This window comes from Mesorhizobium sp. ORS 3428, from assembly GCF_001854785.1.
Lineage (GTDB): Bacteria > Pseudomonadota > Alphaproteobacteria > Rhizobiales > Rhizobiaceae > Mesorhizobium.
The window spans coordinates 119,967-144,247 of sequence record NZ_MDFL01000003.1; the positions used below are offsets into that span (position 1 = coordinate 119,967).

Genomic DNA, 24,281 nt, shown 5'->3' on the forward strand with positions numbered 1-24,281 from the left:
CCGACAAATCCTTTAGGGCACAGATTTCGAGGCAAGCCATGAGCGATGYACAGACGCAGATTCCCGTAACCGTTCTCACCGGCTATCTCGGCGCGGGCAAGACGACGCTGCTCAACCGCATCCTGTCGGAGAACCACGGCAAGCGCTACGCCGTCATAGTCAACGAGTTCGGCGAGATCGGCATCGACAACGACCTGATCGTCGAATCCGACGAGGAAATCTACGAGATGAACAATGGCTGCGTGTGCTGCACCGTGCGCGGCGACCTGATCCGCGTCGTCGAAGGCCTGATGCGGCGGCCCGGCCGCTTTGACGCCATCGTGGTGGAGACCACGGGGCTTGCCGACCCGGTGCCGGTGGCGCAGACCTTCTTCATGGACGACGACGTGCGCTCCAAGACCAAGCTCGACGCGGTGGTGGCGCTGGTCGACGCCAAGCACCTGCCGCTGCGGCTGAAGGATTCGAAGGAAGCAGAGGACCAGATCGCCTTTGCCGATGTCGTGGTGCTGAACAAGACCGATCTCGTCACGCAGGACGAACTCGAAAGGGTCGAAGCAACGATCCGCTCCATCAATCCGGCAGCCAGGATCCACCGCACGGAGCGCGCCGGCGTGGCGCTCGGCGAGGTGCTCGACCGCGGCRCCTTCGATCTGACCCGCGCGCTGGAGAACGATCCGCATTTCCTCGAAGCGCATGATCACGACCATGACCATGAGTGCGGCCCGGATTGCGATCACGACCATCACCACCACCATCATGACGGGCACGACCACCATCATCACGACCACCCGTCGGATATCCATGACGTGACGGTGAAGTCGGTGTCGCTGCGCGGCGGCGAGATGGACCCCAGAAAGTTCTTCCCCTGGATCGAGAAGGTGACCCAGATGGAGGGCCCGAACATCCTCAGGCTCAAGGGCATCATCGCGCTCAAGGGCGACGATGAGCGCTATGTCCTGCAGGGCGTGCACATGATCCTCGAGGGCGACCATCAGCGCGCCTGGAAGGACGGCGAGAAGCACGAGAGCARGCTGGTCTTCATCGGCCGCGATCTCGACGCCGAGCGCTTGAGGAAGAGTTTCGAGGCCTGCCAGGCTTGATTTCCAAGCCTTGCAACGCTAGCGCTGYCCCTCATCCGCCTGCCGGCACCTTCTCCCTGTGAAGCATGGGAGAAGAKATGTGCTGCAACGCCGGCGCCCTCCCTCCCCGTCCTTCTTTGCGGGGCGAGGAGCAGCGCCCAACTCGAATGGAACGATCTCGTGCCCACAGTCGCCCCGCTTGATCTCGAAGGCCATTGYGTCGCCGCCGTCTTCCTYAACGACGTGCCRCATTTCGCGCTCGCCGACGGCGCGATCCACCGGCTCGACAACGGACACAAGACGGTGCAGGCCAATGACGGGCTGCTCGCCGCCTTCCATGACGCGGCCAACGACCGGCTGATCACCGGCGGCGAGGACGGCAAGGTGTTTGCCGTGAGTGCCGGCGGCGAGACGACCGAACTGGCCAGCGCCGGCAGGAAATGGATCACTAGCGTCGCCGCCGGTCCGCAGGGCGCGATCGCCTATGCCTCGGGCAAGATCGCCTTCGCGCGCTTTGCCGACGGCAAGACGAAGGAGTTCGCGCATCCGCGCTCGGTGGAGGGGCTCGCCTTCTCGCCCAAGGGCATGCGCTTCGGCGTCGCCCGCTACAATGGCGCGACGCTGCATTTCCCGGYGGCCGAGGGCAAGCCTCTCGAGCTCGAATGGGCCGGCGCCCACACCGGCATCAGCTTTTCGCCGGACGGCGCCTTCGTCATCACCACCATGCAGGAAAACGCGCTGCATGGCTGGAAACTTGCCGATGGCAAGCACATGCGCATGAGCGGCTATCCCGGCAAGGTCAAAAGCCTGTCCTGGAGCGTGAAGGGCAAGTGGCTGGCGAGCTCGGGCGCGCCGGCGGCGATCGTCTGGCCGTTCGCGAGCAAGGACGGGCCTATGGGCAAGGCGCCGCTGGAGCTCGGCACGCGCGGCAACACCATGGTGACCTGCGTTGCCTGCCATCCCAGCCAGGAGGTCACGGCGATCGGCTATGAGGACGGCATGATGATCGCGGCGCGTTTCGCGGATGCCAAGGAAGTGCTGCTGCGCCGCCCGGGCAAAGGCGCCATCACCTCGATGATGTGGGACAGGGAAGAGCGCAGGCTTGTCTTCGGCAGCGCCGCCGGCGACTGCGGCGTGATTGATATCACTGCGTAAGGGAATAGGGGTTAGGCCGTAGGCAATAGGGAAAGAAGCCCTACTGCCTACTGCCTGAGCCAACGCCCGCCCCCAGCGCGGCCAATTGCGGTTTTGCCGACCGGTTGGCAAAGTGCCGCGCGAGAAAGAGGGGCCCGTATGCATTCAATCGACCGGACTTCCATCGGCGRCATCGCTGTCGGCCGCATTGCCGAGTTGCGCGAGACGGAAGCGGCCGCCTTCCGCAAGGCGCGGCCCAAATCCGAGGCCAAGCTGGGCAACGGCATGGCCGGCTACCTCGGCGGCGTGCCGATGCATTGGATGACCGACTGGCCGACGCCGTTCCCGATCCTGGTCGACGGCGCCAAAGGTGCCACCATCACCGACATCGACGGCAACCGGCTCGACGATTTCTGTCTCGRCGACACCGGCTCGATGCTCGGCCATTCACCGCCAGCGGTCGCGCGCGCCATCCGCCGGCAGTCCGGGCGCGGTCTGACCTATATGCTGCCCAGCGAGGATGCGCTGGCGATCGGCCCTCTGCTGCAGCAGCGCTTCGGCCTGTCCTACTGGCAGATCGCCACGACCGCGACCGACGCCAACCGCTTCGCGCTGCGCGTCGCCCGCGCGGTCAYGGGGCGCGAAAAGATCCTGGTCTTCAATGGCTGCTATCACGGCTCGGTCGACGAGACGATGGTGCGGCTGATCGGCGGCAAGCCGGTCAACCGGCCCGGGCTGGCCGGCGAGTTTCGCGATCTCACGCGCGCGACGAAGGTCATCGAATTCAACGATGTYGCGGCATTGGAGGCGGCGCTCTCGGATCGCGACGTCGCCTGCGTCATCACCGAACCGGTGCTGACCAACTCCTGCATGGTGCTGCCCGAGCCCGGTTTTCACGACGCGTTGCGACGCCTGACGCGCGCCGCCGGCACGCTGCTTCTGATCGACGAGACGCACACCATCTCCACTGGCCCCGGCGGCTATACGCGAAGGCACGGCCTGGAGCCGGACCTCTTCGTGCTCGGCAAGCCGGTGGCCGGCGGCGTGCCCGCGAGCATCTGGGGCATGAGCGAGGAGGTCGCCACCCGCTACGGCGCCTACAACCGAACGAAGGAGCCCGGCTATTCCGGCATGGGCACGACGCTGTCGGCCAACCCGCTGCAATTCGCGGCGATGCGCGCCACGCTGGAAGAGGTGATGACCGAAGAGGCCTATGCGCATATGGACCGGCTGGYGCGCCGCCTCGACGCCGGTCTCTCCGCCRTCATCGATCGTCACAATCTGCCCTGGCATGTCGCGCGGGTCGGCGCCCGGGTCGAATTCATCTGCGCACCCGGGACGCTCAGGAATGGCGGCGAGGCGGAGACGGCGCATGCGCCGGAGCTCGAAGCCGCGATCCATGTCGCACTGGTCAATCGCGGCGTGCTGATAGCGCCCTTCCACAATATGATGCTGATCTCGCCGGCGACGACGGCGGCGCAAGTGAGCCGGCTGGTCGCCGCCTTCGCCGCGGTTGCGGGCAAGCTTGCGGCGTGAGACAAGCAGCCATGGACAATCCGAACGCCGTCACGACATCGCCTTCCGGCTCGACGCYCGCCGAGGCGAAAGCCTTTCTCGACGCRCATCCCGACATCGAGGCCTTCGACATTGTGCTCACCGACGCCAACGGCATCGGCCGCGGCAAGATCGTGCGCCGGCACGAGCTGATGGGGATTTTCGAGAACGGGCGCCACATGCCGATCTCGATCCTCGGCCTCGACATCACAGGTGAGGATGTCCACGAGACCGGGCTGATCTGGGACACCGGCGACGGCGATCTTCGCGCATGGCCGATCCCCGGCACACTGGTGCCGCTGCACGGCACCAAGCCGGCGCGCGGCCAGGTGCTGATGTCGATGTATCATCTCGACGGCCAGCCGATGACCTCCGACCCGCGGCTGGCGCTGGCAAGGCAGGTCGAGCTGCTGGCGGCCCGCGGGCTGCATCCGGCCGGCGCCTTCGAGCTCGAATTCTTCCTGCTGGCCAACGAGCGCGACAGCGACGGCAAGGTGCAGGCTGCGCGCGCCGTGCTCGACGGCCGCCGCTCGGGCAAGACGGAAGTCTATTCGGTCGACCATCTGCACGRCATGGAGCCGCTGTTTTCCGACATCTACGCGGCCGCAAGAGAGCAAGGCATTCCAGCCGAAACCGTCATTTCCGAATATGCGCCCGGCCAATACGAGCTGACGCTGAATTACCGCAAGGATGTGATGCGGGCGGCCGACGACCTCGTCATGCTGAAGCGGCTGGTGCGAGCCCAGGCGCGCCGGCACGGCGTCACCGCCTGCTTCATGGCGAAGCCGATCGAGACCTATGCCGGCTCGGGCATGCACTTCCACGTCTCGCTGCAGGACGATGGCGGCCGAAACGTCTTCACCGAAGCCGCCGGCGAAAAATGGTCGCCAAAGCTGCTCAATGCGCTTGGCGGCCTGATCCACACCATGGCGGAATCGATGCTGGTGTTCGCGCCGCATGCCAATTCGTGGCGGCGCTTCGTCTCGCAATCCTATGCGCCGGTGGCGCCGACCTGGGGCGTCAACAACCGCTCGGTGGCGCTGCGCGTGCCCGCGGGCGACGCCAAAAACCGCCGCATCGAGCACCGGCCGTCCGGCGTCGACGCCAATCCCTATCTGGTGGCGGCGACGGTGCTGGCGGGGATCGTGAAGGGGCTCGACGAGGGACTGGATCCCGGCGCGGAGACGACCGGAAACGGTTACGAGCAGGCAACGGAAAAATCGAGCATGCCGACCGACTGGCGCACCGCGATCGAGGCCGCCAGGACTTCGGATTTCCTGAAATCGGCGCTCGGCCCCGACCTGCATCGGACCTTCGTGGCGACCAAGCAGGCGGAATATCTGCGCGTCGCCCGCACCGTCAGCGAGCTGGATTACCACCTCTATCTGCACGAGGTGTGAGGCGGCTGCAGGAACCATCGACAATCTCGCCCATTCAACATCGAAGCGGACGAGGAAGGACGATGGCAGGCACGACCCCGCATGACACGACGATTTCCGGCAGGCGCACTCGGGCGGCAGGCGCTGAGTCGCCTCCGGACGACGCAGCGCCGATCAGCGAGTTGCGCGATGAGGCGACGGGTTGCCGTCGCTGCCCACTATGGCGCAATGCGACGCAGACGGTTTTCGGCGAAGGGCYGGAGGACGCCGAGGTGATCTTCGTCGGCGAACAGCCGGGAGACCAGGAGGATCGGGCCGGCAAGCCTTTTGTCGGCCCGGCGGGGAGGATGYTCGACGCCACGCTGGAAGATGCCGACGTCGACCGACGGAAGGTCTATGTCACAAACGCGGTGAAGCATTTCAAATTCGAACCGCGCGRCAAGCGGCGCATCCATTCAAAGYCCAATGCCGGCGAGGTTCAGGCCTGCCGGTGGTGGCTGGACAAGGAGATCGGCCGGATCGAGCCTCGTCTTGCCGTTGCGCTTGGCTCGACGGCGGCGCAGTCCTTGCTTGGCAAAGCAGTGCCGGTGTTGAAGAGACGCGGCGAGGTGATCGAGCGCGATGACGGGCTGCGCGTGTTCATCACCATCCACCCGTCGCTTATCCTGCGCATCCGCGAACAGGAGGACAAAGACGCCGAGCGCGAGCGTTTCCTCAAGGATATGAGGAAGGTGAAGCAGCTGATGACAGGGTGATCAATCGGCTCGTGTGCGTCGCGTTGAAACAAGCTCTTGCAACGTGTCGATCAATGGCCTGGGTTCGCGCTGCCCCTCATTGCCCCGCCCGGCATTTCTCCCCGTATAGTGACGGGGAGAAAGACGCCGTCATTGATGGTTTCGCCAATCGCCAACATTGAGACACCGAGGGCCGGCGCACGATCAGCCTCCTTCTCCTCGTCACTATACGGGGAGAAGGTGCCGGCAGGCGGATGAGGGGCAGCGCTACGCTTGAAGGGTGTCTTCTAAAGCGCATCGCCTGAATCTGTTTCTGATGCGATGCACTTAACGGACGAAAATTGCACGCAGGTCATTGACATTCGTCCCTGTSGGACCCGGGACGAACAGATCCCCGACCGCGTTGAACGCCGTCCAGGCATTGTTGCCGRCAAGCATCGCCTTCGCATCGACGCCGGCGGCACGCATGCGCGAAACCGTCGAGCCGTCGGCGAAGGCGCCGRCATTGTTCTCCGAGCCGTCGATGCCGTCGGTATCGGCGGCGAGAGCGTGAATGCCGTTGACGCCATCGATACCGATGGCGAAAGCGAGCAGGAATTCGGAGTTGCGGCCGCCTTTGCCTTTTGCCCTCAATGTTACTGTCGTCTCGCCGCCGGAGAGGATCAGCACCGGCTTGGCGAAGGGGCGATTGCGGGTCGCCACCTCGCGGGCAATCGCGGCGTGGACTCCGCCGACTTCGCGCGCCTCGCCCTCGATCGAATCCGACAGGATGACGGCTTCGACGCCATGCCGCTTCGCCTCGGCTGCGGCTGCTTCGAGCGACACGGCGGCCGAGGCGATCACCTGCACCTCATTGCCGGCAAAGCGCGGATCGTCCGGACGCGGCGCGTCTGCGGCAGGCGATTTGATATGGGTCATCACCGCAGCCGGGAGCTTCATGTTGTAGGCAGCGATCGCCGCCAGCGCATCCTCGCGGCTGCCGCTGTCGGGGACGGTCGGGCCTGAAGCAACCAGGGCTGGATTGTCGCCGGGGATGTCGGAGACGATCAGCGACACCACTTTGGCCGGGTGGGCGGCAGCAGCAAGCCGGCCGCCCTTGATGGTCGAGACATGCGTGCGGATGGTGTTCATCGCCGCGATCGGCGCGCCGGACGCGAGCAGCGCCTCATTGACGGCGATCTCGTCGGCGAGCGTGAGGCCGTCGGCCGGAGAGGGCAGCAGTGCCGAACCGCCACCGGAGATCAGCGCCACGACCAGATCGTCGGCGCTCAAGCCGCGCACCTTCTCCAGCAGCCGACGCGAAGCCTCGAGGCCGGCGGCATCCGGCACCGGGTGCGCAGCCTCGATGATCTCGATGCGCTCGCATTTGGCGCCATAGCCGTAGCGGGTGACGACCAGTCCGTCGATCGGACCGTCCCAGACCTTCTCGAAGGCTGCCGCCATCTGCGCCGAGCCCTTGCCGGCGCCGATGACGATGGTGCGGCCCTTCGGCTTGGCGGGCAAATGGTTGCGGATCGTCTTTTCCGGATCGGCGGCAGCGACGGCGGCGTTGAAGATCGCGGTGAGGAAGGATTTGGGATCGAGCACGGTCATCCTTGGCCGCCATCGGCGGTTTTTGAACTGAGCGAACGTGGGCGCTGCCCCTCACCCTTACCCTCTCCTCGTAAGAACGGGGAGAGGGGGTCACCAACGTCGGAGCAGATCGCTTCTCCCCGTCCTTCACGGGGAGAAGGTGCCGGTAGGCGGATGAGGGGCAGCGCCAACGTCACGAATTGTCTTCCGGAGGCAGCGCCAATTGCTTCCGATCAGCGCCGAGATGAGCGCAGAGCGCWTCGACCACGACGCCGTGGTCCTCGCGCTCCGGCAGGCCCGAGACCGCGATGACGCCGACCACGCCCGCGCCCTTCACGGTGACCGGAAAGCCACCGCCGGCAAGCACATAATCGGCAATGTCCAGACCCTCGCCGACCTTGAAGGTGCGGTCGGGCCGCTGCTGTTCCAGCACCATACGGTAGGTGCTCGTGAGATAGCGCTTCACGACATTGATCTTGCGCCGCGCCCAGTCCGGGTTGGAGGCATTCGAACCCGGCATCGCGGCATAGAACAGYGGGCGGTCGAAGGTCCTGATGTCGACGATGATCGGCAGGTCTTCCTTGAGGGCCCGGTCCCTGATCGAGGAACCGATCTCGAAGGYTGTGGCCTCGTCGAAGGCCGGGAAGACCAGCGCGGCTTCCTGTTTCTTGATCAGAGCGATGTCGTCGGCGGCAGCCATAGCGTTCCCCTGTCAATGTCGAAGCACGCTTTGGCCGATGGCTGACGCCGGGTCAAGCCCGAGCGTGTGCGGATGCTATGCGGCAATCGCGCTCTTCGCCGGCCGGCCAGCCACATAGACCTCGCGGACGGCGCGGTCGTCGCCCAGCGTCTGCAGCAGGAAGAGCTCCTCGGCCARCGTCTCGACGGTCTCCATCCTGAGCCRCATTGCCGGCGTGRCATGGGCGTCGAGCACAACGATGTCGGCGTCGGTGCCTTCGTCCAGCGTGCCGACCTTGTCGGCCACCGACAGCGCCTCGGCATTGCCGCGAGTCAGCTGCCAGAAGGACTGGTACGGGTTGAGCTTCTCGCCGTTCAGCGCGATCACCTTGTAGCCCTCGTCCATGGTGCGCAGCATCGAATAGTTGGTGCCGCCGCCGACATCGGTCGCTGCGGCGATCCGGAGCGGCCTCTCGCGCCCGCGGTAGCGCTGGTAGTCGAACAGGCCGGAGCCGAGGAATAGGTTGGAGGTTGGGCAGAACACCGCCACTGAGCCCGACTGCGACAGCGCATCGGCCTCGCGCTCCGAAAGGTGGATGCAGTGGCCGAACAGGCTCTTTTTCCCCAGCAGGCCGTAACGCTCATAGATATCGGTGTAGTCGCACGACCAGGGATAGAGCTCCTGGGTGAAAGCGATCTCGGCGTGGTTTTCCGACAGATGCGTCTGCATATGGAGGTCGGGATGCTCGCGGCAGAGCGCGCCGGCCATCTCCATCTGCTCKGGCGAGGAGGTGATCGCGAAGCGTGGCGTGATGGCATAGAGCTGGCGGCCCTTGCCGTGCCATTCGGCGATCAACGCCTTGGTGTCGTCATAGCCGGTCTGCGGCGTGTCGAGCACGCCGTCCGRCGCGTTGCGGTCCATCATCACCTTGCCGGCGATGTTGAGCATGTTGCGGTCATGCGACTCGGCGAAGAAGGCTTCGGCGGAAGCCTTGTGCACCGAACAATAGGCGGCGACCGTCGTCGTGCCGTGGCGCAGCATCTCGTCGAGGAACAGCCTGGCGATGCGGCGGCCGTGCTGTGYATTCTGGAACTTGGTTTCTTCGGGGAAGGTATATTTGTTCAACCACTCGAGCAGCTCGGCGCCATAGGAAGCGATGACCTGCATCTGCGGGGCATGCACATGCGCATCGATGAAGCCCGGCAGGATGAGATGCGGACGATGGTCGATCGTCTCGATGCCCGCGCCGGCGCGCTTTGAAACCTCGGCATAGGGGCCTGCGGCAACGATCTTACCGCCATCGACCAGCAGCCCGCCGTCCTCCTCGTAGCGCCAGGCGGCATGGTCGTCGATGGTTTCGGGCCAACGCAGGAAGGAGAGCGTGCGGCCACGCAGGAGCTTCAGGGTCATGCTTACTTTCCGGCGCCTTCGAACCAGGCCACCAAAAGGGCGCGTTCCTGGTCGGTTATCTGGGTGACATTGGCGGGCGGCATGGCATGCGCCCGWCCAGCCTGCAGATAGATCTCGCGGGCATGCTCGGCAATGCGCTGGTCGGTGTCGAGCATCACACCCTTCGGCGCATGATAGATACCTTCATAGACGGGCTCCTCGGCATGGCACATCGAGCAGCGGCCGAGCACCGTATCGCGCACGGCGGGGAAGTGGGCCGAAGCCATGTAGACCTGGGCGGCGGCCGAGGCGGCGGAGGTCTTCGGCTCGCCGGTCAGCACCTTCGGCACGGTCGACAGCCAAATGATGATCAGGAAGAGGACGGCGGCGCCGAGCCAGGTCCAGGTCGGGTTGCCCTTGCGGGCGTGCACCGTGTTGAAATAGTGCCGGATCAGCACGCCGATGATGAAGACCAGCGAGGCGATGACCCAGTTGAACTGCGTGCCGAAAGCCAGCGGATAGTGGTTCGACAGCATCAGGAACAGCACCGGCAAGGTCAGGTAGTTGTTGTGCAGCGAGCGCTGCTTGGCGATCTTGCCATATTTCGGATCGGGCTTGCGGCCGGCGATCAGATCGGCGACGACGATCTTCTGGTTGGGGATGATGACCATGAAGACGTTGGCCGACATGATCGTGGCCGTGATGGCGCCGAGATGCAGGAAAGCGGCACGGCCGGTGAAGAGGTGCGTGAGCCCCCAGGCGATGAACACCAGCACGCAGTAAAGCACCAGCATCAGGCCCGTGTCGCTTTTACCGAGCGGCGAGCGGYAGAGAAGATCGTAGACGATCCAGCCGACACCGATGGTTGCCAGCGACATCAGGATGCCGACCGGCACGGAGACGTTGAGCACGTTGGGGTCGATCAGGAACAGGTTGGCGCCGGCATAGTAGACCACGCACAGCATGGCGAAACCCGACAGCCAGGTGGCGTAGGATTCCCATTTGAACCAGGTCAGGTGCTCCGGCATCTCGGCCGGCGCCACCAGATATTTCTGGATGTGATAGAAGCCGCCGCCATGCACCTGCCATTCCTCGCCGAAGGCGCCGGCGGGCAGTCCGGGACGCTGGCGCAGCCCCAGGTCGAGGGCGACGAAATAGAAGGACGAGCCGATCCAGGCGATGCCGGTGATGACATGCAGCCAGCGGACGGCAAAACTCAGCCAGTCCCAGAAAATCGCAAAATCCGTCATTCTTGTCGCCCTTGGGAACTCGTCCCTGCCGATCACACGACTTTACGGGCTGGCGCCGAAACGAAAAGGGGCGAGGCGCGCGATGACTTTCAAAAAAAAATGGAAAATACTAGGCTCACTGCACGCAGCCGTTTAAGAGCCACGAAGCCGCATGGCCTATCTCGACAACATCGCCGTCTTCGTCCGTGTCGTCGAGCTCGGCAATCTGTCGGCCGCCGRCCGCGACATGCGCATTTCGCYGGCGGTCGCCTCCAACCGGATCAAGGAGCTGGAAAAGCATCTTGGCGTGCGGCTGTTCAACCGCACGACAAGGCAGTYGATGCCGACCGAGCACGGCACGGTATTCTATACTGGGGCCAAGCATGTGCTGGAGGCGATCACCGAGGCGGAGGCCGCTGTCGCCGCACTCTCCGGCCAGCCGCGCGGCACGATCAAGGTGACGGCGCCGCTCGGGCTTGGCCGGCGGCTGATCGCCTCCGGCATTCCGGACTTCCACGACAAATATCCCGACATCGAGGTGCGGCTCAGGCTCTCCGACCACAATGTCGACATCATGAAGGAGGGCATCGATGTCGCCTTCCGGCTCGRCATCATCGAGGATTCGAGTCTGAGGATGCGCGGCATCATGGAATGCGAGCGCGTGCTGGTGGCGGCGCCGAAATATCTGGAAGCGCGCGGCGAACCGCTCGAACCGCAGGAACTGATCGGCAAGAAGCACGACTGCCTGATGCTGCGCTATGCCRGCACGCGCGAATATGTCTGGACACTGCAGACGCCCAGCGGCACGCAGAAATTCGAGGTGCACGGGCCCTATGACACCGACGACGGCGACGTGCTGACCGGCTGGGCGCTGTCGGGGCGCGGCATCATCAACAAGCCGCGCTTCGAGGTAGAGCCGTTCATCCGCGACCAGCGGCTGAAGGTGATCCTGGCCAAGACGCCGCCGACGCCGGTGCAACTCGCCGCCGTCTATCCGCACAAGAAGCTGCAGGACCCGAAGGTGCGCCTGCTGCTCGACTTCATGGCCGACCGCTGCCAGCGGCTGATCAAGGATATTCTGGCCGGCAAATAGGGGCTGGCCGGCAAGTGCCGGCTTCGGCCGCGGCCGAGACCCTCAGCCGGCATCCATCAGCCTGGCCGTCCCCGACACCCTGATCGAGCTGCCGGGCGCCGGCGGAATGTCGGYATGGAGCCGCGAGCGCATACCCATATCCTCGCCCTGGACGACGTCGATCGCACCGCCATGCGGCCAGCCGAGATCGCGCAGATAGCCGGCAAAGGCCGCGGTCGCGGCACCGGTCGCCGGATCCTCATAGACGCCGCCGGAGGCGAACGGATTGCGCGTGTGGAAGAGGCGCGGCGTTTCGGCATAGGCAAGCAGGATCGTGACCAGCCCTTCGCGTCGCATCAAGGCCTGGCCCATTTTCAGATCATAGATCATGGCAGCCAACGCCGCGCGCGACTTCAACGCCAGCACGAGATSGTCGGCGCCGCCGTGGATGAGCGCGGGCGGAATGGCCGGGTCGAGATCGCCGGGCTGATAGYCGAACAGCGCAAGCGTCTCGCCCACCAGTTGCGACGAAGCCGGACGGCTGCGCGTCGGCGGCGACTGCAGGGCAGCGGCAAAATTGGTTCCGTCGCGAAAGCCTTCGACGGTGATGCTGGTCTGGTTGAGGATCAGCTTGAAAACGCCGTCGCCGAACTGTCGAACCAGAGCCGCGCCGAGCGCGATCGTGGCATGGCCGCAGAACGGCACTTCCGATTCGGGCGAAAAATAGCGGACGCGCCAGCCTTCGCCTTCACGCGCGGCGAAGGTGGTTTCCGAAAAGCCGACCTCGGCCGCGATGCGCTGCATCTCGGCGACATCGGGCAGGACGTCGCCAATCACCACGCCGGCCGGATTGYCGCCGGTGTTGCCGTCCGAAAATGCCGCTATCCGCAAGACATCCATGTCGCTCGCCTCGTCTTCGTCAGGTGCGCAGAAAACACGTTCCGGATCGGTTTGGGAAACGACGAAAGCGACRAACAGCTGTGAGCGCTATTCATAGCTCTGCGGCTTTTGTTGCTGGCTTGTGCCTGGGGGCTCGCGGGTGCCGGCGTCAGCCGGCCATCTCCTTTTTGGGAGCGCCCGAACCGGACGTCTCGGCGGCTTGCGACACCAGTGCCGTCATGATCTCCGCGGCGGCAAGGGCGGCGATCACCGGCGGGCGCTTTTCCTTTACGGCATTGCCGCCGATCGGCGAGACGAGCCGCTTGAACTCGGCCTCGCTGCCATCAGCCGACTTGAGGAACCAGCTCTTGAACGTCGCCTTCTTGGTCTTCGAGCCGATCATGCCGACATAGGCGGCATCATCGCGCTTCAACGCCTCGGCGACGATGAGGAAATCGAGCGCATGATCATGGGTGAGGACGGCGAAGGCCGATCCCGCCGGCGCTTCGCGCACGACGCTTTCGGGCACCGGCGTCAATCTCGTCTCRATCGCCTCCGGCATTCCGCCTAGCKCATCCGCCCGCGTCTCRACAACGACGGCATGGACGGRCAGGAGCGCCAGCGACGCGGCCAGCGCCTGGCCGACATGGCCGCCGCCGAAGACATAGACATGCGGCAGAAGCGCCTCCTCGGCCTCGGCCTTGGCGATCAGCTCCTGCTCGAGCGCCGCGTCGACCGGCCGGATCAGCACCTCGACGCGACCGCCGCAGCATTGGCCGATCTCGGGTCCGAGTGGCACGTCGAGCGTGGCGCAGACTTCGTCGACGTGGATGCGCGCCTCTTTACCCTCCCCCTTGTGGGAAGGGTCGGAAAGCAGACGGCGCGAAGCGGCGTTTGTTTTCCGGGGTGGGGGTACGGGGACGCYACCCTCACCCCGGCCGACTTCGTCGTCCGACCCTCCCCACAAGGGGGAGGGTAAGGAGCCCAGAACCTGCCGCGCCTTGTCGATCGCCATATATTCCAGCTGGCCGCCGCCGATGGTGCCGAAAATCGCCGATTCCGAGACAAGCATGAAGGCGCCGGCCTCGCGCGGCGTCGATCCCTTCGTCGCCGCAACCTCGACCAGCGCGACCCGGCCTGGCTTGCCGAGAAACGCCTTCAGGCTTTGCACTTTCGCGTTCATCTGCATTCCTGTCGCCGAAATATAGGGTTTTTCGGCCCGAATTGCACATTTGGCGCGGTTCAGACCGGCTTTGCCGCTTCCCGCTTCAGCCGCTCAATCGCCATCAGCACCCGTTCCGGCGTCGCCGGCGCGTCGAGGCGCGGGCAGATCTTGTGGCCGGCGACGCTCGCCACGGCATCGGAGAGCGCGTGCAGCACCGACATGCCGTGCGGCAGCGGCGGCTCGCCGACCRCCTTGGAGCGATGGATGGTCGGCTCGTAAGCCGACGACCAGTCCGTCAGCTTGACGTTGAAGACCTTCGGCCGATCGGAAGCGAGCGGGATCTTGTAGGTTGACGGCGCATGCGTGCGCAGTCGACCGCTATTGTCCCACCAGAGCTCTTCGGTCGTCAGCCAGCCCATGCCCTGGATGAACCCGCCCTCGACCTGGCCGAGGTCGATCGCCCGGTTCAGCGAGCGGCCGACGTCATGCAGGATGTCGGTGCGTTCCACGACATATTCGCCGGTCAGCGTGTCGACCGAAACTTCCGAGCAGGCCGCGCCATAGGCGTAATAGTAGAAGGCATGGCCGCGGCCCTTGCTGCGATCCCAGTGGATCTTGGGCGTCTTGTAGAAGCCCGCTGCCGAGAGCTGGACGCGGGCGATATAGGCCTGCCTGACCAGGTCGTTGAACGAAACCTCCTGGTTGCCGACGCGCACGCGATTGGGCAGGAACACGATCTGGTCGAGCGGAACCTGGTATTTTTCCGCCGCGAAATCGGTCAGACGTTTGCGGATCTGCCGGGCGGCGTCCTGCGCCGCCATGCCGTTGAGGTCGGCGCCCGAGGACGYGGCCGTCGGCGAGGTGTTCGGCACCTTGGCGGTGGTGGTGGCGGTGATCTTGACCCGGTCGAGGTCGATCTGGAACTCCTCGGCGACGACCTGCGCCACCTTCAGGTGCAGGCCTTGGCCCATCTCGGTGCCGCCATGATTCATGTGCACCGAGCCGTCGGCATAGACATGCACCAGCGCGCCGGCCTGATTGGCCTCGGTCTTGGTGAAGGAGATGCCGAACTTGACCGGCGTCATCGCCAGCCCGCGCTTAATGAAGCGGCTGTTGCTGTTGAAGGCCTGGATCTCGCGGCGGCGCCGCGCGTAATTCGCGCTCTCTTCCAGCTCGGCGACGATGCGGTGGATGATGTTGTCCTCGACCCTCTGGTGGTAGGGCGTGAGGCAGCGCTCACCGACGGYGTCCATCGGATCATAAAAATTCAGCTTGCGGATTTCGAGCGGGTCCTTGCCGACCGCGAAGGYCACCTCGTCGATGACGCGCTCGGCGCCGATCATGCCCTGCGGGCCGCCAAAGCCGCGGAAAGCGGTGTTGGAGACGGYGTTGGTGTAGAGCGGCGCCGATTTCGCGTGCACCGCCGGATAGAAATAGGCGTTGTCGCAGTGGAAGAGCGCGCGGTCCCCCACCGGGCCCGACAGGTCGGCCGAGAACCCGCAGCGCAGCGCATAGGTGAAGTCGACGCCGAGGATGTTGCCTTCGTCGTCGAAGCCGACTTCATAGTCGATAGCGAAATCATGCCGCTTGCCGGTGGCGGTCATGTCCTCGTCGCGGTCGAGCCTGATCTTGACCGCGCGGTTCAATTTCTTGGCCGCGATGGCGGCGATGGCCGCGCACTGGTTGGCCTGCGTCTCCTTGCCGCCGAAGCCGCCGCCCATGCGGCGCACCTCCACCGTCACGGCATGGCTCGGCACGCCGAGCGCGTGGGCGACCAGGTGCTGCGTCTCGCTCGGACCTTGCGTCGAGCAATAGACGATCACCTCGTCGTCCTCGCCCGGAATGGCGAGCGACACCTGGCCCTCGAGATAGAAATGGTCCTGGCCGCCCAGCCACATGCGGTTCTTGATGCGGCGAGGCGCCGCCGCGATCGCGGCTGCCGCGTCGCCGCGTTTCAGGACCAGCGGCGTGGTGACCTGCTTGTCCTTGACTGGGTCGAGGTCCCAGATGTCGATCACGGCCGGAAGCTCGTCGTACTCGATCCTGGCGAGGCGCGCCGCGCGGCGCGCTTCCTCGCGCGTGTTGGCGACCACGGCGAAGATCGGCTGGCCATAGAATTGCACCTTGCCTTCGGCAAACAGCGGATCGTCATGCATGTTGCTCGRCGAGACATCGTTCTCGCCGGGCACGTCGGCGTAGGTCAGCACATCGACCACGCCGGGTGCCGAGCGCACCGCGGACAAGTCGACGCTCTTCAAGATGCCGTGCGCGACCTTGGACAGGCCGAGGCCGATGTGCAGCGTGCCGGCCGGCTCCGGCATGTCGTCGATATAGACGGCGGTGCCGCTGACATGCTTGTGCGCGGAATCGTGCCGCTGTTCGGTGGCGACGCCGCCAACGATCTTTTCTGCCTTGAGATTGGGAGTGGCGTGCTTGTTCATTCAGCCTCCTTCCCTTCTCCCCGTTCACGGGGAGAAGGTGGCCCGAAGGGCCGGATGAGGGGCAGCGCTGACGTTGACGAATTTGCCAGAAGCCGCCGACGATGGCGCCGCCCCTCATTTGCCTGCCGGCATCTTCTGCCCGTGAACGGGGAGAAGGACGCTACCCACGGCCGTTTGCCTGTCTGTTTTCTCGCCTTGGCTTGCATTCAGGCCGCCTCATCGCGCGACACTTGAAACGGTACCTTCGTTCCCGTCGTCTCGATAAAGAAGCGCAGCAGCAGGTTCTTCGCCGCCAGCGCCCGGTACTCGGCTGTCVCCCGCATGTCGGTAATCGGCGTGAAGTCGCTGGCGTATTCGGCCATCGCTGCCTCCACGGTCGTTTCGTTCCAGGCCTTGCCGATCAGCGCCTTCTCGACGGCAAAGGCGCGCTTCGGCGTCGGCGCCATGCCGCCATAGGCGATGCGGATGTCGGCCACGGTTCCGTCCGCGGCCGGGGTCAGATAGAAGGCGCCGAGCGTCGCGGTGATGTCCTCGTCGCGGCGCTTGGTGACCTTGTAGACGGCAAAGTTCGTTCCCTTTGCCGRCACGGGCACATGCACCGCCTCAACGAATTCGCCGGGCTGGCGGTCCTGCTTGCCATAGGCGATGAAGAAGCTTTCGAGCGGGATCGTGCGGCGTGTTTCGCCCTTGCGCAGCGTCAGTTGCGCGCCGAGCGCGATCAGCGGCGGCGGCGTGTCGCCGATCGGCGACCCATTGGCAATGTTGCCGCCGATCGTGCCCATGTTGCGCACCTGCTCGCCGCCGAGGCGATCAAACAACGGTCCCAATGGGGGGATGCGTTTCGACAGCGTCTCGAAGGCTTCGGTGTAGGTCACGCCGGCGCCGATGGTAATAATCCCGTCGCTCTCAGAGATCGTGCGCAGACCTTCGAGGCCGCCGATGAAGATCACCGGCGAGATGTCGCGCATATGCTTGGTGACCCACAGCCCGACATCGGTCGAGCCGGCGACGATGGTGGCGCCGGGCTCCCTTTCGAGCAGGGCCGCGAAATCGTCGACATCGGCCGGCAYGATCAGCCGCGTCTTGCCCGACCCGACCTCGACCCTGGCGCCGTCGCGCAGCGCTTCCAGCCGKGCGGTGATGTCCTTGCGCTCCACCGCCAGCGGATCGTTGACAACCGTGCCGTAGCTCGAAACGGCTCGCGCGGCGCGCATGATCGCCTCATAGCCGGTGCAGCGGCAGAGGTTTCCCTGCAGCGCCTTTTCGATCGCCGCATTGGAGGGGCTGGGCGTCCTCATCCAGAGCGCGTAGAGCGACATGACGAAGCCCGGCGTGCAGAAGCCGCATTGCGAGCCGTGGAAATCGACCATCGCCTGCTGCACGGGGTGCAGCTGTTCGTCATTGCCGCGTAGATGCTCGATGGTGACGACATGCGTGCCGTCGAGCGAGCCTATGAAGCGGATGCAGGCGTTGACGCTTTCATAGACCAAGCCTTCGGCCGACAGCTTGCCGACCAGCACCGTGCAGGCGCCGCAATCGCCCTCGGCGCAGCCTTCCTTGGTACCGCGCAGCGACCGGTTCAGGCGCAGCCAGTCGAGCAGGGTTGCGTCGGGCGCGACGTCGCCAAGCGCGACGTCTGCACCGTTCAGGATGAAGCGTATCTCGCTGCGGGTCTTGATGTCTGCCATGTCTCAACTCCCGCGATAGGTCGAGTAGCCGTAGGGCGAAATCAAGAGCGGGACATGGTAGTGCCGCTCCTCTGCCATGCCGAAGCGGATCGGCACGGTGTCGAGGAAAGCCGGCTGCGRCAGGCTGATGCCCTGCCCGCGCAGATAGTCGCCGGCGGCAAAGWCCAGCTCATATTCGCCAGTGCGGAAATCGGCGCCCGCAAGCAGTGGTGCGTCGCAGCGGCCGTCGTCGTTGGTGGTGACGGTCTTGAGATGYGTGCGGCTCTGGCGCTCGATACGGAAAAGCTCGATCGAGAGGCCCTTTGCCGGCCTGCCGGTCGCGGTGTCGAGCACATGGGTCGTCAGGCGCCCGCCATCGGCTTTCGACGTTTCTGCCACTGGCTGCCTCCCATTTCTGTACGAGCTCAATTGRCCGGTACAGTCGAACGTTTTCAGGTCAATTGTGCGCCAATTAAAGGCGATGCATAAGTCCCGGTCGAGCGGAGTGCGGCAAAAAGCACTTTCAAAAATTTTCGGGGGAATGCTGGCGCACTCCTTTCGATATCTTCATCTCAACAATCGGGCAGGAGCGACCATGCGTTACGAACGGGACATGCGCGGTTACGGAGCCAATCCGCCGGACCCGAAGTGGCCCGGCGGCGCGTATGTCGCGGTGCAGTTCGTCGTCAACTATGAGGAAGGCGGCGAGAACTGTGTGCTGCACGGCGACAAGGCGTCCGAGGCCTTCCTCTCCGAGATCGTCGGCGCCGCCCCTTGGCTGGGCCAGCGCCACTGGAACATGGAATCGATTTACGAATATGGCGCCCGGGCCGGCTTCTGGCGGCTCTACCGGCTGTTCACTGAAGCCCAGGTGCCGGTGACCTGCTACGGCGTCGCCACCGCRCTGGCACGTTCGCCCGACCAGGTCGTCGCCATGCAGGAGGCCGGCTGGGAGATCGCCTCGCACGGGCTGAAATGGATCGACTATCGCGACCATAGCGCCGAGGACGAGCGGCGCGACCTCGAAGAGACGATCCGGCTGCATTACGAAGTGACCGGCGCGCGCCCGACCGGCTGGTACACCGGCCGCACCTCGGTCAACACGGTGCGGCTGGTCGCCGAGGAAGGCGGCTTCGAATACGTCTCCGACACCTATGACGACGAACTGCCCTATTGGTTCGATCGCGACGGGGTGGAGAAGCCGCAGCTCATCATCCCCTACACGCTCGATGCGAACGACATGCGCTTTGCGACGCCGCAGGGCTTCAACTCGGGCGACCAGTTCTTCGCCTATCTGAAGGATAGCTTCGACACGCTCTATGCCGAGGGCAAGGCGGGGCGGCCGCGCATGATGAATATCGGCCTGCACTGCCGGCTGGTCGGCCGTCCCGGCCGCGTGGCGGCGCTGAAGCGCTTCGTCGACTATGTGAAGTCGCATGACAAGGTCTGGCTGACGCGGCGTATCGACATCGCCCGCCATTGGCGCGAGACGCATCCCTACCAGGCGCCGGCGCTGCGTCCGTCGCGGATGGAGTTCGAGGCCTTCGTGCACGCGTTCGGCGGCGTCTTCGAGCACTCGCCCTGGATCGCCGAGCGCGCCTATGAACTGGAACTCGGCCCGGCGCATGACAGCGCCGGCGGCCTGCACAACGCGCTCTRCCGCGTCTTCCGCGCGGCGACGGAGGCCGAGCGTCTTTCCGTGCTCAACGCCCATCCGGACCTCGCCGGCAAGCTGGCGGCAGCCAAGCGCTTGACGCCGGAATCGGCCAAGGAACAGGCTTCCGCCGGGCTCGACGCGCTGACCGACAAGGAGCGCGAGCTGTTCTCGAAGCTCAACGCCGCCTACGTCACCACTTTCGGCTTCCCCTTCATCATCGCGGTCAGGGGCAAGAGCAAGGACGAGATCATGGCGGAGTTCGAAGCGCGCATCGGCAACAGCCGCAGCACCGAATTCGAGACTGCCTRCAAACAGGTCGAGCGCATCGCGCTGCTTCGACTGAGAGATATGCTTCCACAATAGGCTTCAACATATGGATATGATGAAAATGGCCGAGCGAACCTACTATGCGCCGCATGGGGGCCATCCCGGCCAGATGGAGCTTTTGACCGGCCGCGCCGTCTTCACGGAGGCCTATGCCGTCATTCCCAAGGGCGTGATGCAGGACATCGTCACCAGCCCCTTGCCCTTCTGGGACAAGACACGGGCCTGGATTATCGCAAGGCCGCTCTCGGGTTTCGCCGAAACGTTCTCGCAGTACATCGTCGAGGTTCTGCCCGGCGGCGGCAGCGACCGGCCGGAGCTCGACGCCGGCGCCGAGGGCGTGCTGTTCGTGGTCGAGGGCGAACTCACCGTCTCGCTTGCCGGCACAAAGCATGTGCTTGCCCCCGGCGRCTTTGCCTTCCTGCCGCCGGCAAGCGGCTGGACGGTGCGCAACCAAAGCGATGCGGCTGTCCGCTTCCACTGGATCCGCAAGGCCTATGAGGCCGTCGACGGCCTCGACATGCCGGAAGCCTTCTTCGCCAACGAGCAGCAGATCGAGCCGAGCCCGATGCCGGGCACCGAGGGCCGCTGGGCGACGACGCGCTTCGTCGACCCGGCCGACATGCGCCACGACATGCATGTCACGATCGTCACGCTCAAGCCCGGCGCGGTCATTCCCTTTGCCGAGACGCATGTCATGGAGCACGGGCTCTATGTGCTCGAAGGCAAGGCCGTCTACCGCCTGAACCAGGACTGGGTCGAGGTCGAGGCGGGCGACTTCATGTGGCTGCGCGCCTTCTGCCCGCAGGCCTGCTATGCAGGCGGCCCCGCCAACTTCCGCTACCTGCTCTACAAGGACGTCAACCGGCACGCCAAGCTTGGYGGCGCCGGCATCGGGGGTCGCGCGCGGTGACCCRCATCGTCGCCCAACAGCTGACCCGYGAGAGCTTCGCGCCTTTCGGCGACGTCATCGACATGAGCGGTGACAACCGCTACCCGATCAACGGCGGCAAGGCGATGCGCTACCACGACCTTGCCACCGCCGAAGCCGCCGGGCCGAATGCGCGCGTGCTGATCTCGATGGTGCGCGGCACGCCCTACGAGATGCCGCTGAAGCTCACCATGGTCGAGCGCYATCCGCTCGGCAGCCAGGCCTTCATTCCGCTGTCGCCGCGCCCGTTCCTGGTCGTCGTCTGCCATGACACCAAGGACGGTCCGGGCGAGCCGCACGCCTTCATCACCGCGCCCGGACAGGGCATCAACTATCGCCGCAACCTCTGGCACGGCGTGCTGACGCCGATCGGCGAGGAGCAGGATTTCCTGATTGTCGACCGCGGCRGCGACGGCTCCAACCTCGAAGAATGCTACTTCTCGCATCCCTACGAGATCCATCTTCCCTGAACGCTTACGATTTTCCAATGACCGACATTTCGCTGATCGACCGCCTGCTCGACGTGATCGAGCACGACATCGTGCCGAAGACCGCCGAAGGCGTAGCCCATGGCAACAAGCTGTTCGGCGCGGCGATCCTGAGGAAGGAGGACCGGTCGCTGGTTCTCGCCGAGACCAACAACGAGATCGAAAATCCGCTCTGGCATGGYGAAGTGCATTGCCTGAAGCGTTTCTACGAAATGCCGAAAGCCGAGYGCGTCGACACCAAGGATGCGCTGTTCCTGGCCACGCACGAGCCCTGCTCGCTCTGCCTGTCGGCGATCACCTGGACTGGCTTCGACAATTTCTACTACCTCTTCAGCCACGAGGATTCACGTGACTCTTTCGCCATCCCGCATGATCTGAAGATCCTGAAAGAGGTCTTCACCCTCGACCCCGGCGGCTACAATGCCGAGAACGCCTATTGGAAGAGTTTTTCGATCCGCAGGCTGGTGCGCGCTTTGCCGGAAGCGGAACGCGACCGGCTGGAAGCGCGCATTGGAAAGATCTCCGCGCGCTACGACGAGCTTTCCGGCACCTACCAGGCCAGCAAGGCTGAGAACGACATCCCGTTGAATTGAAGRYCAAGCACGTAGTYGGACAAGATTTCCCGTCTTGGCTGYAACGAACTGTCGAGGCTGGCTCTRCCCCTCATCCGCCTRCCGGCACCTTCTCCCCGTGAAGAACGGGGAGAAGGGACTAGCTCAAGCGCCGGCGCCCCCTCTCCCCGTTCTTCACGGAAAGGGGGTAAGGGTGAGGGGGCAGCGCAAACCTAGGACACGGGCGCTAGCGGCCCAGGTCGCATAATTCGCTGCGCCAGGTCGCGAATAGCGATTGAAAGTCGCGTGCCGGCAGGGCGTTATGCGGCCCATGAAAACCGTCACAGAATTCCCCCGCAAGGTCGTCGAATTTCCCGACATGGGCATCGTCATGCCGGATGGCTGCCGGCTGTCGGCGCGCATATGGATGCCGGAAGATGCCGCCGACAATCCGGTGCCGGCGATCCTCGAGCATCTGCCCTACCGCAAGCGCGACGGCACCATCTTCCGCGATCAGCTGACGCATCCCTATTTCGCCGGCCACGGCTATGCCTCGATCCGCGTCGACATGCGCGRCAATGGCGATTCCGAAGGGCTGATGGACGATGAATATTCCGAGCAGGAATTGCAGGACGCCTGCGACGTCATCGCCTGGGCGGCCGCGCAGCCCTGGTGCAACGGCAATGTCGGCATGATGGGCATCTCCTGGGGCGGCTTCAACTGCCTGCAGGTGGCGGCCAAGCAGCCGCCGGCGCTGAAGGCGGTGATCAGCCTGTGCTCGACCGTCGACCGCTATGCCGACGACATCCACTACAAGGGCGGCTGCCTGCTGTTGGAAAATTTCGGCTGGGCCTCGACGATGCTCTCCTATTCGTCGCGGCCGCCGGATCCGCTGATCGCCGGCGRCAATCGCTGGCGCGACCTTTGGCTCAACAGGCTGGAGAACCAGCCCTTTCTCGCGCCGCTGTGGCTCAGCCACCAGCACCGCGACGCCTATTGGAAGCGCGGCTCGATCTGCGAGGATTTTTCGGCTGTTCATGCGGCCGTCCTGTCGAWCGGCGGCTGGCATGACGGCTACCGCAACACGATCTCGCATCTCGTCACCAACATCCAGTCGCCGGTCAAAGGCATTGTCGGCCCCTGGATCCACAAATACCCGCACTACGCGGCGCCCAATCCGGCCATCGGCTTCCTGCAGGAAGCGCTGCGCTGGTGGGACCGCTGGCTGAAGGGCGCGGCGACCGGCGTCGAGGCCGACCCGGACTACCGCGCCTATGTGATGGACAGCGTGCGCCCGGCCCGCTGGCACCCGGAGCGGCCGGGCCGCTGGATCGCCGAACAGGAATGGCCGTCGCCCAACGTCAAGATCGAGACGATCGACCTGCTGGCCGAAGGCGCCAAGCCTTCGATCGTGGCCACGCCGCAAAATTGCGGGCTCGCCGGCGGCGAGTATTTTCCTTTCACCTTCGGACCGGAACTGCCGGGCGACCAGCGCCCCGACGACGCGCTTTCGGTGTGCTTCGACCAGGAGGAGCTCGAGGAGGCGATCGACATCGTCGGCGCGCCGGAGGTCGAGGTACGCCTTGCCTCGGACTGCCGCCAGGCCAACATCGCGGTGCGGCTCTGCGACGTACATCCAGACGGCGCCTCGGAACTAATCTCCTATGGCGTGCTCAACCTCACGCATCGCAACTCGCATGAATTCCCGGAAGCGCTGGTGCCGGGCGAGATCGATTCGGCGCGCGTCGTGCTCGACCAGTGCGCCTACCGGGTRCCGGCCGGCCATCGGCTGCGCGTTGCCATCTCGAACGCCTATTGGCCGATGATCTGGCCCTCRCCGGAGCCGGTGACGCTCAAGCTGTCCGAGGCGACGGTCAGGCTGCCACTGCGCCCGCCGGCCAAGGGCGACGAGGTTTCCTTCCCTGAACCGGAAGCCRCCACGCCCTGGGCAACCGAGACGCTCAGGYCCACCAATTCCGAACGCCATGTCGACCGCAACGATAAGACCGGCGTCGTCACGCTTTCCATTACGGACGATTTCGGCGAGGTGCGCGACCTGGAGCACGGGCTCGTCCATGGCAGTATCGTCCGCGAGACATGGGCGATCCATCCCGACGATCCAATTTCGGCCACAGGCCGCATCCATTGGACGCAGACCTTTTCGCGAAATGAATGGTCGGTACGGACCGAGACTTTTTCCGACATGCGCTCAGACGCGCAAAATTTCATCCTCAGCGCCAGAATCGAGGCCTATGAGGGCGAAAATCTCGTCTTCGAGCGCGACTTCGAGCAGACGATTCCGCGCGCCCTCGTGTAAGCGCTGGCAAGATTGGTCCAAATGCGACGTGCCATTTACG

20 protein-coding genes are annotated in these 24,281 nt (G+C 64.8%); 11 read left to right on the forward strand and 9 right to left on the reverse strand.

The genetic code is table 11. From position 1 onward, the window contains the following. The first annotated feature begins 38 nt into the window (after nt 1-38). The 5 genes from ORS3428_RS02990 (at nt 39) to ORS3428_RS03010 (ending at nt 5,901) form a co-directional block, all read left to right on the forward strand. Nucleotides 39-1,100, forward strand: coding sequence for a CobW family GTP-binding protein (locus ORS3428_RS02990; RefSeq protein WP_071094369.1), 1,062 nt, complete (start codon nt 39-41; stop codon nt 1,098-1,100). A 159-nt stretch (nt 1,101-1,259) separates the two neighbouring features. After that, the gene (locus ORS3428_RS02995) at nt 1,260-2,234 is read left to right on the forward strand and encodes a WD40 repeat domain-containing protein (RefSeq protein WP_071094371.1); all 975 of its coding nucleotides are present in this window, start codon (nt 1,260-1,262) and stop codon (nt 2,232-2,234) included. A gap of 138 nt (nt 2,235-2,372) precedes the next feature. Beyond that, nucleotides 2,373-3,749, forward strand: a complete 1,377-nt coding sequence (locus ORS3428_RS03000) for an aspartate aminotransferase family protein (RefSeq protein ID WP_071094373.1) — start codon at nt 2,373-2,375, stop codon at nt 3,747-3,749. An 11-nt stretch (nt 3,750-3,760) separates the two neighbouring features. After that, nucleotides 3,761-5,167 carry a glutamine synthetase family protein gene (locus ORS3428_RS03005; RefSeq protein ID WP_071094375.1) on the forward strand — a complete coding sequence of 469 codons (1,407 nt, stop codon included), beginning with the start codon at nt 3,761-3,763 and terminating at the stop codon, nt 5,165-5,167. After that, a complete protein-coding gene (locus ORS3428_RS03010) occupies nt 5,164-5,901 on the forward strand; it encodes a UdgX family uracil-DNA binding protein (RefSeq protein ID WP_274534778.1) in 738 nt (245 codons plus the stop codon). The genes ORS3428_RS03005 and ORS3428_RS03010 overlap by 4 nt, the downstream gene beginning before the upstream one ends. A gap of 306 nt (nt 5,902-6,207) precedes the next feature. On the opposite strand, the gene ORS3428_RS03015 is transcribed toward ORS3428_RS03010, so the two are convergent. From ORS3428_RS03015 to ORS3428_RS03030, 4 genes are all read right to left on the reverse strand, one after another. Next, a complete protein-coding gene (locus tag ORS3428_RS03015) occupies nt 6,208-7,473 on the reverse strand; it encodes a glycerate kinase type-2 family protein (RefSeq protein WP_071094379.1) in 1,266 nt (421 codons plus the stop codon). 172 nt (nt 7,474-7,645) lie between these two features. Next, nucleotides 7,646-8,152, reverse strand: a complete 507-nt coding sequence (locus ORS3428_RS03020) for a heme-degrading domain-containing protein (protein WP_071094380.1) — start codon at nt 8,150-8,152, stop codon at nt 7,646-7,648. 75 nt (nt 8,153-8,227) lie between these two features. Next, nucleotides 8,228-9,541 carry a guanine deaminase gene (gene guaD, locus ORS3428_RS03025; RefSeq protein ID WP_071094383.1) on the reverse strand — a complete coding sequence of 438 codons (1,314 nt, stop codon included), beginning with the start codon at nt 9,539-9,541 and terminating at the stop codon, nt 8,228-8,230. 2 nt (nt 9,542-9,543) lie between these two features. Then, entirely contained in the window at nt 9,544-10,770 is a 1,227-nt protein-coding gene (locus ORS3428_RS03030; RefSeq protein WP_071094385.1) for a urate hydroxylase PuuD, read from the reverse strand. Nucleotides 10,771-10,921: 151 nt separating this feature from the next. Between ORS3428_RS03030 and ORS3428_RS03035 the strand changes: the two genes are divergently transcribed. Beyond that, nucleotides 10,922-11,842, forward strand: coding sequence for a LysR family transcriptional regulator (locus tag ORS3428_RS03035; RefSeq protein ID WP_071094387.1), 921 nt, complete (start codon nt 10,922-10,924; stop codon nt 11,840-11,842). Nucleotides 11,843-11,884: 42 nt separating this feature from the next. Here the strand turns inward: ORS3428_RS03035 and ORS3428_RS03040 are convergent, their stop codons facing one another. The 5 genes from ORS3428_RS03040 to uraH all read right to left on the reverse strand — a co-directional run bounded on the left by ORS3428_RS03040 (nt 11,885) and on the right by uraH (nt 18,372). Then, entirely contained in the window at nt 11,885-12,721 is an 837-nt protein-coding gene (locus ORS3428_RS03040) for a PhzF family phenazine biosynthesis protein (RefSeq protein WP_071094389.1), read from the reverse strand. 148 nt (nt 12,722-12,869) lie between these two features. After that, the gene (xdhC, locus tag ORS3428_RS03045) at nt 12,870-13,883 is read right to left on the reverse strand and encodes a xanthine dehydrogenase accessory protein XdhC (RefSeq protein ID WP_071094571.1); all 1,014 of its coding nucleotides are present in this window, start codon (nt 13,881-13,883) and stop codon (nt 12,870-12,872) included. 59 nt (nt 13,884-13,942) lie between these two features. Beyond that, nucleotides 13,943-16,306 carry a xanthine dehydrogenase molybdopterin binding subunit gene (gene xdhB, locus ORS3428_RS03050; RefSeq protein ID WP_071094391.1) on the reverse strand — a complete coding sequence of 788 codons (2,364 nt, stop codon included), beginning with the start codon at nt 16,304-16,306 and terminating at the stop codon, nt 13,943-13,945. 206 nt (nt 16,307-16,512) lie between these two features. Continuing rightward, on the reverse strand, nt 16,513-17,994 hold the full coding sequence (gene xdhA / locus ORS3428_RS03055) for a xanthine dehydrogenase small subunit (RefSeq protein WP_071094393.1): 1,482 nt from the start codon (nt 17,992-17,994) through the stop codon (nt 16,513-16,515). A gap of 3 nt (nt 17,995-17,997) precedes the next feature. Further along, entirely contained in the window at nt 17,998-18,372 is a 375-nt protein-coding gene (gene uraH / locus ORS3428_RS03060) for a hydroxyisourate hydrolase (RefSeq protein ID WP_071094395.1), read from the reverse strand. 196 nt (nt 18,373-18,568) lie between these two features. On the opposite strand from uraH, the gene puuE reads away from it, so the two are divergent. The 5 genes from puuE (at nt 18,569) to ORS3428_RS03085 (ending at nt 24,241) form a co-directional block, all read left to right on the forward strand. Beyond that, nucleotides 18,569-19,993 (forward strand): allantoinase PuuE, encoded by a 1,425-nt coding sequence (puuE, locus tag ORS3428_RS03065; protein WP_071094573.1) that lies wholly within the window; start codon nt 18,569-18,571, stop codon nt 19,991-19,993. A gap of 25 nt (nt 19,994-20,018) precedes the next feature. Then, on the forward strand, nt 20,019-20,867 hold the full coding sequence (locus ORS3428_RS03070; protein WP_443136835.1) for a bifunctional allantoicase/(S)-ureidoglycine aminohydrolase: 849 nt from the start codon (nt 20,019-20,021) through the stop codon (nt 20,865-20,867). Continuing rightward, the gene (locus ORS3428_RS03075) at nt 20,864-21,355 is read left to right on the forward strand and encodes an ureidoglycolate lyase (RefSeq protein ID WP_071094399.1); all 492 of its coding nucleotides are present in this window, start codon (nt 20,864-20,866) and stop codon (nt 21,353-21,355) included. Before ORS3428_RS03070 ends, ORS3428_RS03075 begins: the two co-directional genes overlap by 4 nt. A 17-nt stretch (nt 21,356-21,372) precedes the next feature. After that, nucleotides 21,373-21,966, forward strand: coding sequence for a nucleoside deaminase (locus tag ORS3428_RS03080; RefSeq protein WP_071094401.1), 594 nt, complete (start codon nt 21,373-21,375; stop codon nt 21,964-21,966). 289 nt (nt 21,967-22,255) lie between these two features. Next, nucleotides 22,256-24,241, forward strand: coding sequence for a CocE/NonD family hydrolase (locus ORS3428_RS03085; protein WP_071094403.1), 1,986 nt, complete (start codon nt 22,256-22,258; stop codon nt 24,239-24,241). Nucleotides 24,242-24,281: the final 40 nt, after the last annotated feature.